13 protein-coding genes are annotated in these 13,401 nt (G+C 71.1%); 6 read left to right on the top strand and 7 right to left on the bottom strand.

The genetic code is table 11. From position 1 onward, the window contains the following. Positions 1 to 66: 66 nt before the first annotated feature. Positions 67 to 522: a DUF2000 domain-containing protein gene (locus OG858_RS20975; protein WP_086747924.1), complete on the bottom strand. Its 456-nt coding sequence runs from the start codon at positions 520 to 522 to the stop codon at positions 67 to 69. Positions 523 to 571: 49 nt separating this feature from the next. Between OG858_RS20975 and OG858_RS20980 the strand changes: the two genes are divergently transcribed. Further along, positions 572 to 1,465 (top strand): helix-turn-helix transcriptional regulator, encoded by an 894-nt coding sequence (locus tag OG858_RS20980; protein WP_327748718.1) that lies wholly within the window; start codon positions 572 to 574, stop codon positions 1,463 to 1,465. Here OG858_RS20980 and OG858_RS20985 read toward each other — a convergent pair. Together OG858_RS20985 and mshA are read right to left on the bottom strand one after the other, a co-directional pair. Continuing rightward, complete coding sequence (locus OG858_RS20985; RefSeq protein ID WP_086747922.1) at positions 1,413 to 1,925, bottom strand: type III secretion system chaperone family protein; 513 nt, start codon at positions 1,923 to 1,925, stop codon at positions 1,413 to 1,415. The genes OG858_RS20980 and OG858_RS20985 overlap by 53 nt on opposite strands. Before the next feature lie 64 nt (positions 1,926 to 1,989). Further along, a complete protein-coding gene (gene mshA, locus OG858_RS20990; protein WP_319067780.1) occupies positions 1,990 to 3,330 on the bottom strand; it encodes a D-inositol-3-phosphate glycosyltransferase in 1,341 nt (446 codons plus the stop codon). Between the two features lie 360 nt (positions 3,331 to 3,690). Between mshA and OG858_RS20995 the strand changes: the two genes are divergently transcribed. The 3 genes from OG858_RS20995 (at position 3,691) to OG858_RS21005 (ending at position 8,369) form a co-directional block, all read left to right on the top strand. Further along, the gene (locus OG858_RS20995; RefSeq protein WP_319067778.1) at positions 3,691 to 4,488 is read left to right on the top strand and encodes a class I SAM-dependent methyltransferase; all 798 of its coding nucleotides are present in this window, start codon (positions 3,691 to 3,693) and stop codon (positions 4,486 to 4,488) included. 317 nt (positions 4,489 to 4,805) lie between these two features. Then, positions 4,806 to 5,951, top strand: a complete 1,146-nt coding sequence (locus tag OG858_RS21000) for a C40 family peptidase (protein ID WP_086752756.1) — start codon at positions 4,806 to 4,808, stop codon at positions 5,949 to 5,951. A 987-nt stretch (positions 5,952 to 6,938) separates the two neighbouring features. Continuing rightward, positions 6,939 to 8,369, top strand: coding sequence for a PP2C family protein-serine/threonine phosphatase (locus tag OG858_RS21005; RefSeq protein WP_086747161.1), 1,431 nt, complete (start codon positions 6,939 to 6,941; stop codon positions 8,367 to 8,369). 222 nt (positions 8,370 to 8,591) lie between these two features. On the opposite strand, the gene OG858_RS21010 is transcribed toward OG858_RS21005, so the two are convergent. The 3 genes from OG858_RS21010 to OG858_RS21020 all read right to left on the bottom strand — a co-directional run bounded on the left by OG858_RS21010 (position 8,592) and on the right by OG858_RS21020 (position 10,422). Beyond that, positions 8,592 to 8,936: a DUF2516 family protein gene (locus OG858_RS21010; RefSeq protein ID WP_234360834.1), complete on the bottom strand. Its 345-nt coding sequence runs from the start codon at positions 8,934 to 8,936 to the stop codon at positions 8,592 to 8,594. 218 nt (positions 8,937 to 9,154) lie between these two features. Continuing rightward, positions 9,155 to 9,766, bottom strand: a complete 612-nt coding sequence (locus OG858_RS21015) for a hypothetical protein (protein ID WP_086747163.1) — start codon at positions 9,764 to 9,766, stop codon at positions 9,155 to 9,157. Positions 9,767 to 9,966: 200 nt separating this feature from the next. Beyond that, on the bottom strand, positions 9,967 to 10,422 hold the full coding sequence (locus OG858_RS21020) for a helix-turn-helix domain-containing protein (RefSeq protein ID WP_086747164.1): 456 nt from the start codon (positions 10,420 to 10,422) through the stop codon (positions 9,967 to 9,969). A gap of 75 nt (positions 10,423 to 10,497) precedes the next feature. On the opposite strand from OG858_RS21020, the gene OG858_RS21025 reads away from it, so the two are divergent. Both OG858_RS21025 and OG858_RS21030 read left to right on the top strand, forming a co-directional pair. Further along, positions 10,498 to 10,701 carry a hypothetical protein gene (locus OG858_RS21025; RefSeq protein WP_256960251.1) on the top strand — a complete coding sequence of 68 codons (204 nt, stop codon included), beginning with the start codon at positions 10,498 to 10,500 and terminating at the stop codon, positions 10,699 to 10,701. Continuing rightward, positions 10,683 to 12,191 carry a Mu transposase C-terminal domain-containing protein gene (locus OG858_RS21030; protein WP_328544631.1) on the top strand — a complete coding sequence of 503 codons (1,509 nt, stop codon included), beginning with the start codon at positions 10,683 to 10,685 and terminating at the stop codon, positions 12,189 to 12,191. The genes OG858_RS21025 and OG858_RS21030 overlap by 19 nt, the downstream gene beginning before the upstream one ends. A 382-nt stretch (positions 12,192 to 12,573) precedes the next feature. On the opposite strand, the gene OG858_RS21035 is transcribed toward OG858_RS21030, so the two are convergent. Further along, positions 12,574 to 13,374 (bottom strand): phosphotransferase, encoded by an 801-nt coding sequence (locus OG858_RS21035; protein WP_086747167.1) that lies wholly within the window; start codon positions 13,372 to 13,374, stop codon positions 12,574 to 12,576. Between the last annotated feature and the right edge of the window lie 27 nt (positions 13,375 to 13,401).

The following is a 13,401-nucleotide window of genomic DNA, read 5'->3' on the forward strand; positions in this document are numbered from 1 at the left end:
CTGCCTGAGCAGCCTGCCTGAGCCACCTGTCGGAGCAGCCTGTCTGAGCCGCCCGTTTGAGCAGTCTCACGGATGCATTCGCGCCCCCTTCACCACCTTGTCCACCCCGTTGCGCGGCCCGTACACCGCCAGCCCCACCAGGTCCAACTCCCCCGCCCCCACAGCTCGTACGGCCGCGCGGTTGTCGCGGTCGTTGCCCGTGGCGAAGAGGTCGGACGTGAAGACGGCGCGGGGAAGGGCCCGGGCCAGCGCTCGCGCATGGGCCGCCTTCAGCACCTCCTTCGTGCCCTCGAAGACAAGGACCGGCTGGCGGAACATCGGCAGGTAGGCCGTGCCGTCGGCGTCCTCGTACGGGTCGCCGATCACCTCCGGAATCATCGGGCCGACGCCGCTGACCAGGAAGGACGTGACGTTCAGGCGCTGCCAGGTCTCCAGGTCGTCGCGGAGGAGGACGGCGATCTTGGTGTCGAAGCGGACAGGAGCCTGGTCGAAGACGGGTTGGCCGGGGATCTCGTTGCTCATGGGACGAGACTGCCGACCGGCGTACGCCCACGTCTTGTACGTTCCTTGCATGTGCCCCCAGCGGCAGCAGCCTCCCCGAGGGCAGCAGTCTTCCGACCGGCAGCGGTCTTCCGACCGGCAGCCGTCCCCTCAGCGCGAGGTCTCCGCCTGGCGGCCGCGTGTGCCCGGCATCGTCGAGGTGTTCCACGCGCACTACACGGAGTACGCGTACCCGATGCACGTGCACGACGTCTGGACGCTGCTGATCGTCGACGACGGGGCCGTGCGGTACGCGTTGGACCGGCACGAGCACGGGACGCCGAACGACACGGTCTCGCTGCTGCCGCCGTATGTGCCGCACGACGGGGCGCCGGTCACGGACGAGGGCTTCCGCAAGCGGGTGCTGTACCTGGATTCGAGCACGTTGGACGAGAGTCTCATCGGGGCGGCGGTGGACGAGCCCGACCTGCGGGATCCGCTCCTGCGGCAGCGGGTGGGGCAGTTGCACGCGGCGCTCGCGCGGCCGGGGGACGAACTGGAGGCGGAGAGCCGGCTGGCGCTCGTCGGGGAGCGGCTGCGCGGGCATCTACGCAGGCCGCCGACACCTTCGCCCTCGCAGGCACCCGCCGGTCGCACGGTCGCCCATCGGCTGCGTGAGCTTCTCGACGAGCGGGTCGCGGACGGGGTGACGCTGGAGGAGGCCGCGGGAACGGTGCACGCCCACCCCGCACATCTCGTACGGGCGTTCGGGGCGGCCTTCGGGATCGCGCCGCACCAGTATCTGATGTCCCGGCGGGTGGAGCGGGCGAGACGGCTGCTGCTGGACGGGATGCGGCCGGGCGAGGCCGCGGCGGTGGCCGGGTTCTACGACCAGGCGCATCTGACGCGGCACTTCAGGCGGTGGGTGGGTGTCACCCCTGGCCGCTATCGGAGCGGTCGGCCACCTCGCGGGTCAGGTGACTGAACGCGTCCAGATTGCGGGTCGACTCCCCGCGGGACACACGCCACGCGTACTCCTTGCGGATGGCGGAGGCGAAGCCCAGTTCGAGGAGGGTGTTGAAGGCGCCGTCGGCCGCTTCCAGGACCTGGCCCAGGAGGCCGTCGATCCCGTCCGGGGTGACGGCGGAGAGCGGCAGCCGGGCCGTGACGTAGACGTCGCCGAGCGGGTCGACGGCGTAACTCACGCCGTACAGCTTGAGGTTGCGCTCCAGGAGCCAGCGGTGGACGCCCGCCTCGTTCTCGTCGGGGTGACGGATCACGAAGGCGTTGAGGGAGAGCGAGTGCCGGCCGACGATCAGCGAGACGGTTGTCGAGAGTTTGCGGGTGCCGGGGAGTTTCACGACGTAGTTGCCGGGTGCCGGGCTCTCCCACTCCAGCTCGGCCTCGTTGAGGACCTGCTCGATGATCGACGCTTCGTCAGCCATGGGGCGAGCGTACCCGCCGGTACGAGCGGGTCGAAGGCGCGCCCGTGAGGGGGTGCCCGACGGCTCACCCGTAGAGACCCCGCACCCGGTGGCGGCGGTGGTCCTGCATGGCGGCCGTGTACACGTCCGCGGTGACGGCGGCCGACGTGTCCCAGCCGAAGGACTCGGCGTGGCGAGCCGCGGCCGCGCCCATGCGGGCGGGCAGCTCGGGGGTGTCGGCGAAGTCGCGGAGCACGCGCGCGTAGTCGACGGGATCGTGGCCCTGGACCAGGAAACCGGTCCGCCCGTCGCGCACGGCGACCGGGAGGCCGCCGACCGACGCCGCCAGCACCGGCGTACCGGCCGCCTGCGCCTCGATGGCGACGAGCCCGAAGGACTCGCTGTACGACGGCATGACCAGCACCGACGCCGCCCGGAACCAGTCCGCGAGCTGCTCCTGGCCGACGGGCGGCCGGAACCGTACGACATCGGCGATCCCGAGCCGCGCGGCCAGCTTCTGCAGGCCTTCCGGCTTGGCGAGGCCGCTGCCGCTCGGCCCGCCGACCACCGGTACGACGATCCTCGACCGCAGCTCGGGACGCTCGTCGAGGAGGACGGCGACTGCGCGGAGCAGGACGTCCGGGGCCTTGAGCGGCTGGATGCGGCCGGCGAAGAGAGGGATCAGGGCGTCCTGGGGCAGGCCGAGACGGGCCCTCGCCGCGGCGCGGCCGTCGGCGGGACGGAAGCGGTCGAGGTTGACGCCCGGGTGGACGACGGCGACCTTGGCCGGGTCGGCCTCGTAGTGGCGTACGAGTTCGTCGGCCTCCTCGGCCGTGTTGGCGATGAGGCGGTCGGCGGCGCGGACTATCTGGGTCTCGCCGATGACACGGGCGGCGGGCTCGGGGGTGTCGTCGTCGGCGAGCGCGGCGTTCTTGACCTTGGCCATCGTGTGCATGGCGTGCACCAGGGGGACGCCCCAGCGTTCGGCGGCGAGCCAGCCGACATGGCCGGAGAGCCAGTAGTGCGAGTGGACCAGGTCGTAGTGGCCGGGGCGGTGGCCCGCCCATGCCTGCATCACACCGTGCGTGAAGGCGCACAACTGGGCCGGGAGTTCCTCCTTCGCCAGCCCCTCGTACGGGCCCGCGTCGACGTGCCGGACCAGAACACCCGGGGCCAGCTCGACCTTCGGGGGCAGGGCGCCGGTCGTGGCCCGGGTGAAGATCTCCACCTCGATGTTCTGCGCGGCCAGCCGCTGCGCCAGCTCCACGATGTAGACGTTCATCCCGCCCGCGTCACCCGTGCCGGGCTGGTGCAGCGGCGATGTGTGCACCGAGAGCATCGCGACCCGGCGCGGCTTCCGGTGCAGCCGAAGCCGCGCCGCGCCGACCGGGGAGCGTCGCCCGAGCCTGCTGACGTAGTGGCTCACGTGGCGGTCCTCCTCGCTCCGGGCATGCCGTTAGGAGGGCATGGGATCCCTCTGGACAGGAGGAACGTCGGAGGAAGCAGTTCCATTTCCTCTTTGCAGAATTATTACCGAACCTCGCTCAACCGTTCGATCGCTTGAGGAGTGGAGGGCGGGCAGGCCGCCGTGTATGCGAGGGGCGAGGGAGATCGCTCGCAGGCGAGGGGTCGGGGGAAGCGCCCGCAGGCGAGGGGTCGGGGGAAGCGCCCGCAGGCGAGGGGTCGGGGGAAGCGCCCGCAGGCGAGGGGCGGGGGGAATCGATTGCTCGCGAGAGGCCGGGGACTGCGCGATCACCGCATACGGCTGCGGGAATACGCTCACTCCATGGCAAGACCAGTCGGCACCGTGACGCGCGGCACCACCAACCCCAACCGCCTGCGCCGCATGGACCGCTGGATCGCGGCCGCACACGGCGCCGAACTCCGCCGTGCCACCACCCCCCTCGCCGTCGACCTCGGCTACGGCGCCGCCCCCTGGACGGCCGTCGAACTCCTGCGACGCCTCCGCGCGACAGCGCCCCGCACCCGGGTGGTCGGCATCGAGATCGACCCGGCCAGGGTCGCGGCGGCGCAACCGTACGAGTGCGAGGGCCTGACCTTCCGGCACGGCGGCTTCGAGGTGCCGGTACCCGGCCGCCCGACCCTCATCCGGGCGGCGAACGTCCTGCGCCAGTACGACGAGGAGGAGGTCACGGCCGTCTGGGAGCGCCTGTGCGCCCGCCTCGAACCGGCCACCCCCTCTTCCTCCGGAGGCCTGCTCGTCGAGGGCACCTGCGACGAGATCGGCCGTCGGCACGTCTGGGTGGCGCTCGGCCCGGAGGGCCCCCGCACGGTCACCTTCGCCACCCGGCTCGGCTCCCTGGACCGCCCCTCCGACCTCGCCGAGCGCCTCCCCAAAGCGCTCATCCACCGCAACGTCCCCGGCGAACCCGTGCACGCCTTCCTCCGCGACTTCGACCGCGCCTGGGCCGCCGCGGCCCCGTACGCCTCGTACGGCGCCCGCCAGCGCTGGATCCGCGCGGTCCGCGCCCTGAGCGCGGACTGGCCGGTACGGGACGGGGCGACGCGGTGGCGGCAGGGCGAAGTCACGGTGGCATGGGAGGCGTTGGCGCCAAGGGGGTGAGCGCGCGCCCGACCCACCCCGCACCGCACCCGGTTCGGTAACTCAGAGCAACATTTCGTGACGCACGGGAACGATCTCCCTGTGCCGTTCGTCGGACGGACGGGAGCACACGAGGGCACACACAGGGGCCGACACGGTGGGCGACACGTGAGCGACGGCACGCAGGTGGGAGCAGGCGGGAAACAAGGGAGTGCCAAGAGAAGGGAGTTCTTGCCCACCTCTGTCGTATTGCGCGACGCCGTGACACGATCACCGGGCACCGGCAGGTTACTGACGGTTAACCAGTTCTGTTTCTATTGGGGTTGGGGGCAAGGGGTATGGGAGCCGGCAAGCGGCGCCTGACCATGGCGGCCGTGGCCGTGGTCTGCGCGATGACCGTGCTGGGCGCACCGGTCGACGCGTACGCGAGCCAGAGGAAACCGACCGAGCCGACCCCGAGCCCGACGCCTTCCCCCTCGCACAATGCGGGCAGTCCAGGTGCGTCAGGCGGTTCCAGCACCCCGGACACGGACCCGACCCCCGTGACGAACGAGGAGTTGGAGGCCGTACGCGAAAAGCTGGAGAGCCTCTACCACGACGCGGCGGTGGCCACGGACGCGTACAACGCGGCCGAGGAGAAGGCCGACAGGCAGTCCGAGGAGATCGTCGATCTGGCCCACGAGGTCGTCCAGGGCCACGCGAAGCTGGACAAGTTGCAGGACCTCATCGGCGCCGCGGCCCGCGCCCAGTACCGCGGCGGCGGCCTCCCGTCCGAGGTGCAGCTGTGGCTGAGCGAGAACCCCCAGGACTTCCTTGAGGGGGCGGACCGCCTGCGGCAGGGACAGCTCGCGACCAAGGGCCTGCTCGCCGAAATGACCCGGACCCAGGAGGACTTGGAGCAGTACTCCAAGGACGCCTCAGCGCGCTGGGAAAAGCTGGAGGCCAACCGCAAGGCCAAGGAAAAGGCCAAGAAGAAGATCAAGAAGCAGATCGCCGCCGCCCAGGAGCTGGAGGGGCAGCTGGAGGACGACGAGCGGGAGCGGCTGGCGCAGCTGGAGGAGGACGCCGCGCAGCAGTCACAGGCCACGTGGCTGGGCTCCGGCATCCTCGACGAGATCAACGGCAAGGCGTCCCCGCAGGGCAAGACGGCCGTGAAGTTCGCGACGGACCAAATAGGCAAATGGTACGAATGGGGCGCCGAGGGCCCCGACACCTACGACTGCTCCGGCCTCACCAGCCAGGCCTGGGCCGCCGCCGGCCTGACCATCCCCCGCACCTCCCAGGAGCAGTGGCGACAGCTCAAGCACATCGACATCCAGGACATGCGCCCCGGCGACCTCATCATCTACAACTCCGACGCCAGCCACGTCGCGATGTACCTGGGCAACGGCTCCATCGTCCACGCCCCCCGACCGAACCGTAAGGTGTCGATCGCGGGCGCGGGGACGATGCAGATCCTTGGGGTCGTACGACCGGACGCGTGAGCCGGACGCGCGTGGCGGACGGGCGAGCCGGACGCGCGTGGCGGGGACGTGAGCCGGACGCGCGTGGCGGGGACGTGAGCCGGACGCGCGTGGCGGGGACGTGAGCCGGACGCGCGTGGCGGGGACGTGAGCCGGGGATGGGTCGCAACAGAGGTTCGGGCATCCCATCGCTGCGGGGGCGACGAGCTACCACTACCGCGGGGGCGACGAGCTGCAGGACTCGCCGGCTTCAGGGGCACACGAGCTACGGGACTCACTGCCGCAGGGGCACACGTGCTACGGGACACGCTGACCGCAGGGGCACACGAGCCACGGGACACGCTGACCGCAGGGGCTCGTCAACCGGGGCCTCGCCAAAGCTGCGGGGCCCGTCCACCGCAGGCTCGCCAAAGCCACAGGGGTCCAGGGGGGCGCAGCGCCCCTGGCGGGGTCCGGGGCGGAGCCCCGTGAGGGCAGCGCCGCGGACACCGGCACGCGGGCGGGGTCGAAGGGGCGCAGCCCCTGGGGATGGGACGGGTAGGGGCGGCGCGGGCGAGATCCCCCTACGCCAGCCGGACCAGGACCGCACCCCACCCCCGCCCCCACCCCAACCCTGACTCCGACCCCAGCCCCACCCCTGACTCCGCCCCCAGCCGCACCCCGACCCCAACCCCAGCCCAGCCCTCGCCTCACCCCCGCCCGGCCAGCCAGCCAGCCAACGCAGGCCCCCCAGGTCCCAGGCCCCGAAAACCCCGCGTGACCCACCCCACGTGACTCTCACCACCTTCCCCACCCAGGCTCAACCCTCACCGCGTGACATACGTCATCTCAGGAGAAAGCCCTGCCATGTCCAAGTGCGGTACAGGATGCGGCATATGACTCCGGCCGATTGCCGCCCAACGCCCCGCCGACCATTCCGTTGCGGCGGCGCCTGGCGCTAAGGTCCCCGTCGATGGGTCGAGGTCTCTCGCCCGCCGTGCCCTCGGGGGGAGGGAAGGAACCAAGAAGATGCCCGTACCCATACCGCGGCAGAGAGCGATCCCGGCCGCGGAAAGTGGTCAGGCGCACGCCGTGTCCGCACCCAGCGGACCATCCGGAGAGGGGGCCGCCATGAACGCCCCGGCCCTGGCCCCTGCAAACGGCTCGAACCCGCCCGGCCCTGCCGGCGACCGTGCCATGGCCCCGGCAGGACCCACCGGTCCGACCGCACAGTCCGGCGGCCCCACCAACCTCACGGTCCTCCTCATCGAGGACGACCCGGCGGTTTCCCTCAACGTGCCCGAGCTGCTCGACTCCACGGGCAGGCCGATCCGCGTCCGCACCGCCCGCAACCTCACCGAGGCCCAGCGACTGCTGACCGACGACGTCAACTGCATCCTCCTGGACCTGGCGCTCCCGGCCCCGGCCCGCCCCACCGACGCGGACACCGAAGCGGCCGACGGCCCCGACGACGAACTCTCCGTCCTCAAACAGGTCCTGGAACTGGCCCCCCGCCACGCCGTCCTGGCACTCACCGACTCCGGCGACACCGAACGCGGCACGGAGGCGGTACGGGTCGGCGCACAGGACTACCTCTTCCGGGACGAGGTGGACGGCCGTCTCCTGAGCCGCGCGATCCGCTACGCGGTGGAGCGGAAGCGGTCGGACACGGCCGAGCGCCGGCTCACGGAATCCAAGCTGCGTGCCCAGGAGAACGCCCGCCTGGAGCGCGGCCTGCTGCCGACGCCGCTCCTGGAGGGCTCGTCCCTGCGATTCGCCGCCCGCTACCGGCCGGGCCGTTCCCGCGCCCTGCTCGGCGGCGACTTCTACGACACCGTCCGCACCCCGGACGGCACCGTGCACGTCATGATCGGCGATGTCTGCGGCCACGGCCCCGACGAGGCGGCACTCGGCGTGGAGCTGCGGATCGCCTGGCGGGCGCTGACCTTCGCAGGGCTGTGCGGCGACGAGCTGCTGTCCACCCTGCAACGCGTCCTGGAGCACGAGCGCGAGAGCGACGAGATCTTCGCGACGCTCTGCACGGTCGACATCGCCCCCGACGGCCGCCGCGCGGGCCTCTGCCTCGCCGGCCATCCGTCCCCGCTGATCGCCCGCCACGGCCGCGGCGGCCGGCCCACCCCGCCGGCCGAGCTGCTGCCGTACGACAACGGCGGCCCGGCCCTCGGCCTCCTGCCGAACGCCCGCTGGCCGCGCACGCAGATCGAGCTGGGCGCCGCCTGGAGTCTGATGCTCTACACCGACGGCCTGATAGAAGGCCGGATCGGCCAGGGCAAGGAGCGGCTGGGCCAGGACGGCATGGTGGAGATGGTCCGCCGCCAGTTCGCCGAGGGCCTGCGCGGCGAGGATCTGCTGCGCGCCGCGGTGAACGAGGTCCGCGACCTCAACGGCGGCGAACTGACCGACGACGTGGCGGTCCTCATGCTGGACCGGGAAGTCTGATTCCGGAGCCGGACACGAATGCCGGACCGGGACGGTTGGTTCCGGAGCCGGACCCAACCGACTCCGGCCGATCCGCCTCGACCGGGGTCACGGACCCCCGTCGACAGCCGTGTCGGTAGAGGTCATCGGCCACCGTGTCGGTCCAGGTCACCCGCGACCGTGTCGGTCCAGGTCACCCGCGACCGTGTCGGTCGAGGTCACCCGCGACCGTGTCGGTCGAGGTCACCGGCCGCCGTTGTACGGGCCGTACGGGCCGTCGCTGCTGGAGCCGCGACGGCCGCCGCCTCCGCCGCCACCGGACACCTGCTTGACCGCGGGCCGCACATCCACGATGTAGACGATGCTGGCGATGACGCCGATGATCGGCAGGAACGACAGGATCGAGAACAGATAGCTCACGATGAGGGCGATCCCGAGGATGACCAACCAGAACACCTTGGTCTGCTTGTCCGCCGCGCGGAACGCGTCCTCACGCCGGAACGCGGCGTCGAACAGCCCGAACGCGGCGAGAGCCATCAGGACGATCTTCAGAAGTCCCAGGAACCCCGCGAAGCCCGTCATCAGCATGCCGCCCACACCACCCGTTCCGTTCGCTCTTCCGACTGCCGACCGGCTGTCCCGTGCCGGTGCCGACACCTACGCGGCCACCGTACCCGTAGAACGGGCCGGTCACCCCAAAGGTGCCCGGCCCGTCTCCGTACCGCGAAGTACCGCGCGGGTACCTCTCGCTCTGTCGCCGACCTCTCCGTCGGCTATGTCGCCCACCGGGCAGCGCGCCGTGCCGCTTACTTGGCGGGCGGGGTGGTCTTCTTCGCGGCCGTCGTCTTCCGGGCCGGAGCCTTCTTCGGCGCGGGCGCGGTCTTCTTGGCGGCGGGGGCGGGCGCGGCCTGGGCCGGGACCGGCTTGGCGGCGGTCGGCTCGTCCTTGACCTCGACCGGCTTGGCGTTCGGCTCGACGGCGATCGCGAGCTCCTCGATCTCCTCCGCGGCCTCGCCACGCCAGGTCTTCACGGCCTGCTCACCGTGCTCGGCGACCTTCTCGTACGTCTCCCGGGCCTTCACCGCGTACTCGGCGGCGACGCCGACGCTGCGCAGCGCGAGGTCCTGAGCGCTCTCACCGAGCTTCTTCAGGTCGGTGTCGAGGGTGCCGATGAACTCGGTGACCTTGGTCTGCAGGTTCTCCTGGGTCTCCTTGACCCGGGCGGTCGCCTTCTCCTGGACGGCCTTCGGGTCGGTCTGGCGCACGGCCTCGATCTTGGCCGGCGCGTCGGCGCGCAGCTGCTCGACGATGCCGGGAACCTTCTTCGCCTGCTGGAGGGCGAGGTCGGCGGTGCCGGCGGCGAAGTAGAACGGCGTCGGGTCGGTGACGGCCTTGCGGATGTCGTCGGTGATGGCCATGGTGATGGTCCTCCGGGTTGCTTTCAGCTGAGGGTTTGTGTCGTTCCGGTCCGCGTTCGAGAACTCGGGCGAATCGCCCGAGCCGGCCGCGTCGTCGAGATCGTGCAGGTCGTAGAAGTCGTCACATCGTGGAAGTAGTGGAAGTCGTAGGAGTCGTGGAAGCCGTCACGTCGTAGGAATCCTCGAAGTCCTCGATGTCATCAACTCGCCGTCTGCCGCGGACCGGCATCGTCGCCGTCGGCCGTACCGGGGCCGGGCGCCGAGGCTTCCTCGTCGTCCGTCACCACGCCGGGGCCGAGGTCGATCTCGAATCCGTTCTCCTTGCGGAAGGACTCGTAGATCTGGAGCAGCACCTGCTTCTGCCGCTCGTTCAGCGTGGGGTCGGCGAGGATGACGGCGCGCGTCTCCACCTCGTCGCGATCCCGCTCGGCGTCGAGAATGCCGGCCCGCACGTACAGCGTCTCGGCGGAGATCCGCAGCGCCTTGGCGACCTGCTGCAGCACCTCCGCGCTCGGCTTGCGCAGCCCGCGCTCGATCTGGCTCAGATACGGATTGGACACCCCGGCGGCGTCGGCGAGCTGCCTGAGCGACAGCTGCGCGTTTCGCCGCTGTTCACGCAGGTACTCACCGAGATTGCCGACGTTGAGCGATGCCATGCCTCCACCATGCCCCACGCTCGCTAACTTTTGCAAGCACCCGCTTGCAAAAGTGCGCTACACCACTGCGGCGCCGTGCTCTACCGGCTGCTGAAGGCGGTCGGCTCCGGGCGGCACACACTTGGCTCGGCCCGCGCCCGCCGCTCGCCGGCCAAGCAGCCGGAGGGCATGTTCGGCCAACTGACCGCGGCCCGTCCGGGCGAGGTGATGGAGATCGATTCCACTCCACTGGATGTGCTGGTCGTGCACGACGAGGCACGGTGGACGCCGTCGAACTGACCGGGATCGTGGACATCGCGACCCGCACGCTGGCCGCGGCGGTGCTGCGACCGTCGACGAAGGCGGTGGACGCCGCCCTGCTGTTGGCGCGGGCGATGACGCCGGAGCCGATGCGGCCCGGCTGGGCGGACGCCTTACGGATGTCCCGGTCGGTACTGCCGCACACCTCGCTCATGGCTCTGGACAAACGGCTGGCGCACGCGGCGGCCGTCCCCGTGATCACGCCGGAGACGATCGTCTGCGACCGGGGCAAGGCCTACGTCTCCGACACGTTCCGCTCGGCCTGCCAGTCGCTGGGCATCTCCTTCCAGCCCACCCACCCCGACACCCCGACCGACAAGCCGCACATCGAGACGACGCTCGGTTCGGTGGCCACGATGTTCGTCCAGCACCTTCCCGGCCACAAGGGACGCAGCACCGAACACCGGGGCACCGACCCGGCCTCGGAGGCCTTCTGGACGATCCACCGGCTCCAAGAACCGCGGCAGGAATGGATCGTCCACTGGCAGAACCGGTCGCACGACGGGCTGTGCGACCCGCTGATGCCCGGCAAGGCGTTGAGCCCGAACGAGAAGTACGCCGCCCTGGTCGCGGCGGCCGGGCACGTCCCGGTCGCGCTCAGCCCGCAGGAGTACATCGAGCTGCTGCCCCGCTGCCGACGGAGGATCAACTCCTACGGCATCCGTTTGGGCCACCGCACCTACGACAGCGCGGAGTTGAATCCCTTCCGTCGCCAGCCCTCCGGCGCTGGCCCAGACGGGCGGAGCCGGGAGGTCCACTACGACCCCTACGACATCTCCCGCATCTGGGTACGCAACCACCGCGAAGGCGGCTGGAGCACCGCCATCTGGCCGCACCTTCGCACCGCCCCGACGCCGATGGGCGAGCCGGCCCGGGACCACGCTCGCCGCATTCTGGCCCAGCGCGGCACCGATCCGGTGACCGAGGACGAGATCGCCGAGGCCGCCGTCGCTCTGCTGGACCGCGCCGCCGACGGCCCGGAGGACAAACCAGCGAAGCCGTCCCGCGCATCGCGCCGGGGTCGCAAGGTCGCCGCGCGGACCCGGGCCACCGCCGAGCCGTCCTGGCCCCGGCCCCGGCCCCGGCCCCGGCCCGAGGAGCCTGCCGAAGAGCCCATTACCGAACCGGTGGAGACGGACGAGGACGAACTTCGCCGACGTGATCCCACTGGAGATCTTCGACGCACGCCAGGAGGCCGAACGGTGGTGGTGAACGCGCCGGAGCCGGACGGCGGGGAAGTGCCTGAACCCGGCGGGGACCGCACGGATCCGTCCACGCGGCTGGAGGGCTGGCGCCGGTTCGTCGAAGAAGACCCGGCTGTCTTCGACCTGCTGCCCGAGCAGCAGTGGCAGGCCTTGAGCCCGCCGATGCGGGACGCCTACGACGAGGCCGCATCGCCTACCACTCCGAACTCCAAGTCGTGCGCACGTCCACGGTCAAGGACATCGCCCACCAGGGACGGCAGCTGACCCTGCTCAACCAGCGCGAGCACGGCGCCCGCCGCGGGCTCATCGTCTCCGGTGAATGGACCACCGGGAAGACCACCGCGCTCAAGCAGCTCGGCCGCCTGCACGAACTGCGCGTCCGGCAGCGCTATCCGGGAAGCGACCGCATCCCGGTCGTCCACATCACCGCCCCGCCCAAGTCCACCAGCGCTTCCCCACCCAGAGCACGCTTCGCGGCACCAGCCGCGTCCGGCTCACGAAACCGTCAAGTCGTCGGCCGCGGAGATCGAGTATCGGCTCGGCAACCCCGAGGCCGTGGCCACGCTCATCGCCAACCGAGACGCCCCACACCTTCCTCGTCCCACTCAGCTCTGAGCGTCCCCGGTCAACGGCCCGCTCCGGGTGATCAGTTCAGCAGGATGGCCGTGAACATCTCGCGGCGCTCCGCCAGCCAGGTCTGAATGCGGTCCCAGCGTTCCCATCCACCGCGCTCGGCCAGTGCCTGGATATATACGGGGTCGCCGTCAGCCACGCGGCTGGCGACGAAGGCCCGGCAGACGTCGGTGGCCTGCTCGATGACGCCGAACAACTCGGCGCGGTCCTGCGGCGAAAGGCCGTAGCTGTCGGCAAGGATCCGCAGCCGCGCGGGCGCATCCAACCCGGAGGGGTAGAAGGCGGCTGCGGATGCGGGATCGACCAGGGGCACCCAGTAGCGGGCGGTCATGGCGACGTCCCAGAGGGGACGGCCCGGAGCTGCCAGGTCGAAATCGATCAGGGCAGCGGCACGGCCGTCGCGGAAGACGACGTTGTCCGGGCACACGTCGTTGTGGCACAGCATCATTCCCCCCTCCGGATCGGCCAGGTCCCCTGGCCACCCGGCACGGGTGTCGACCTCGATGGCCGCGCTGGTTTCATGCAGGCGCCGCAGCAGGCTCCCCACCGATTCCAGGGCGGTCTTCGTCATCGCCCAGTCCGCGAACGGTGGCAGAGCCACGTCTCCGGGGATGAAGGTGAGCTGTTCACGGCCATCCTCGGTGAGACCGACAGGGGCCGGCGCTGCGTCGAAGCCGTGCTCCTTCAGGGCAAGAAGGTACGCATGCAGGGCGCGCGCGTTGCGCGGCGCCGGGCGCTCCACCAGCGCACCACGGCGGAAGACCGCCCCTGCGTTCACCATGCCGCCGAGCAGCGCCTCGCCCTCAGCCGTCATGACGATCACGCTACCGCCACATCGACC

The sequence above is a fragment of the Streptomyces europaeiscabiei genome (genome assembly GCF_036346855.1).
Classification (GTDB): domain Bacteria; phylum Actinomycetota; class Actinomycetes; order Streptomycetales; family Streptomycetaceae; genus Streptomyces; species Streptomyces europaeiscabiei.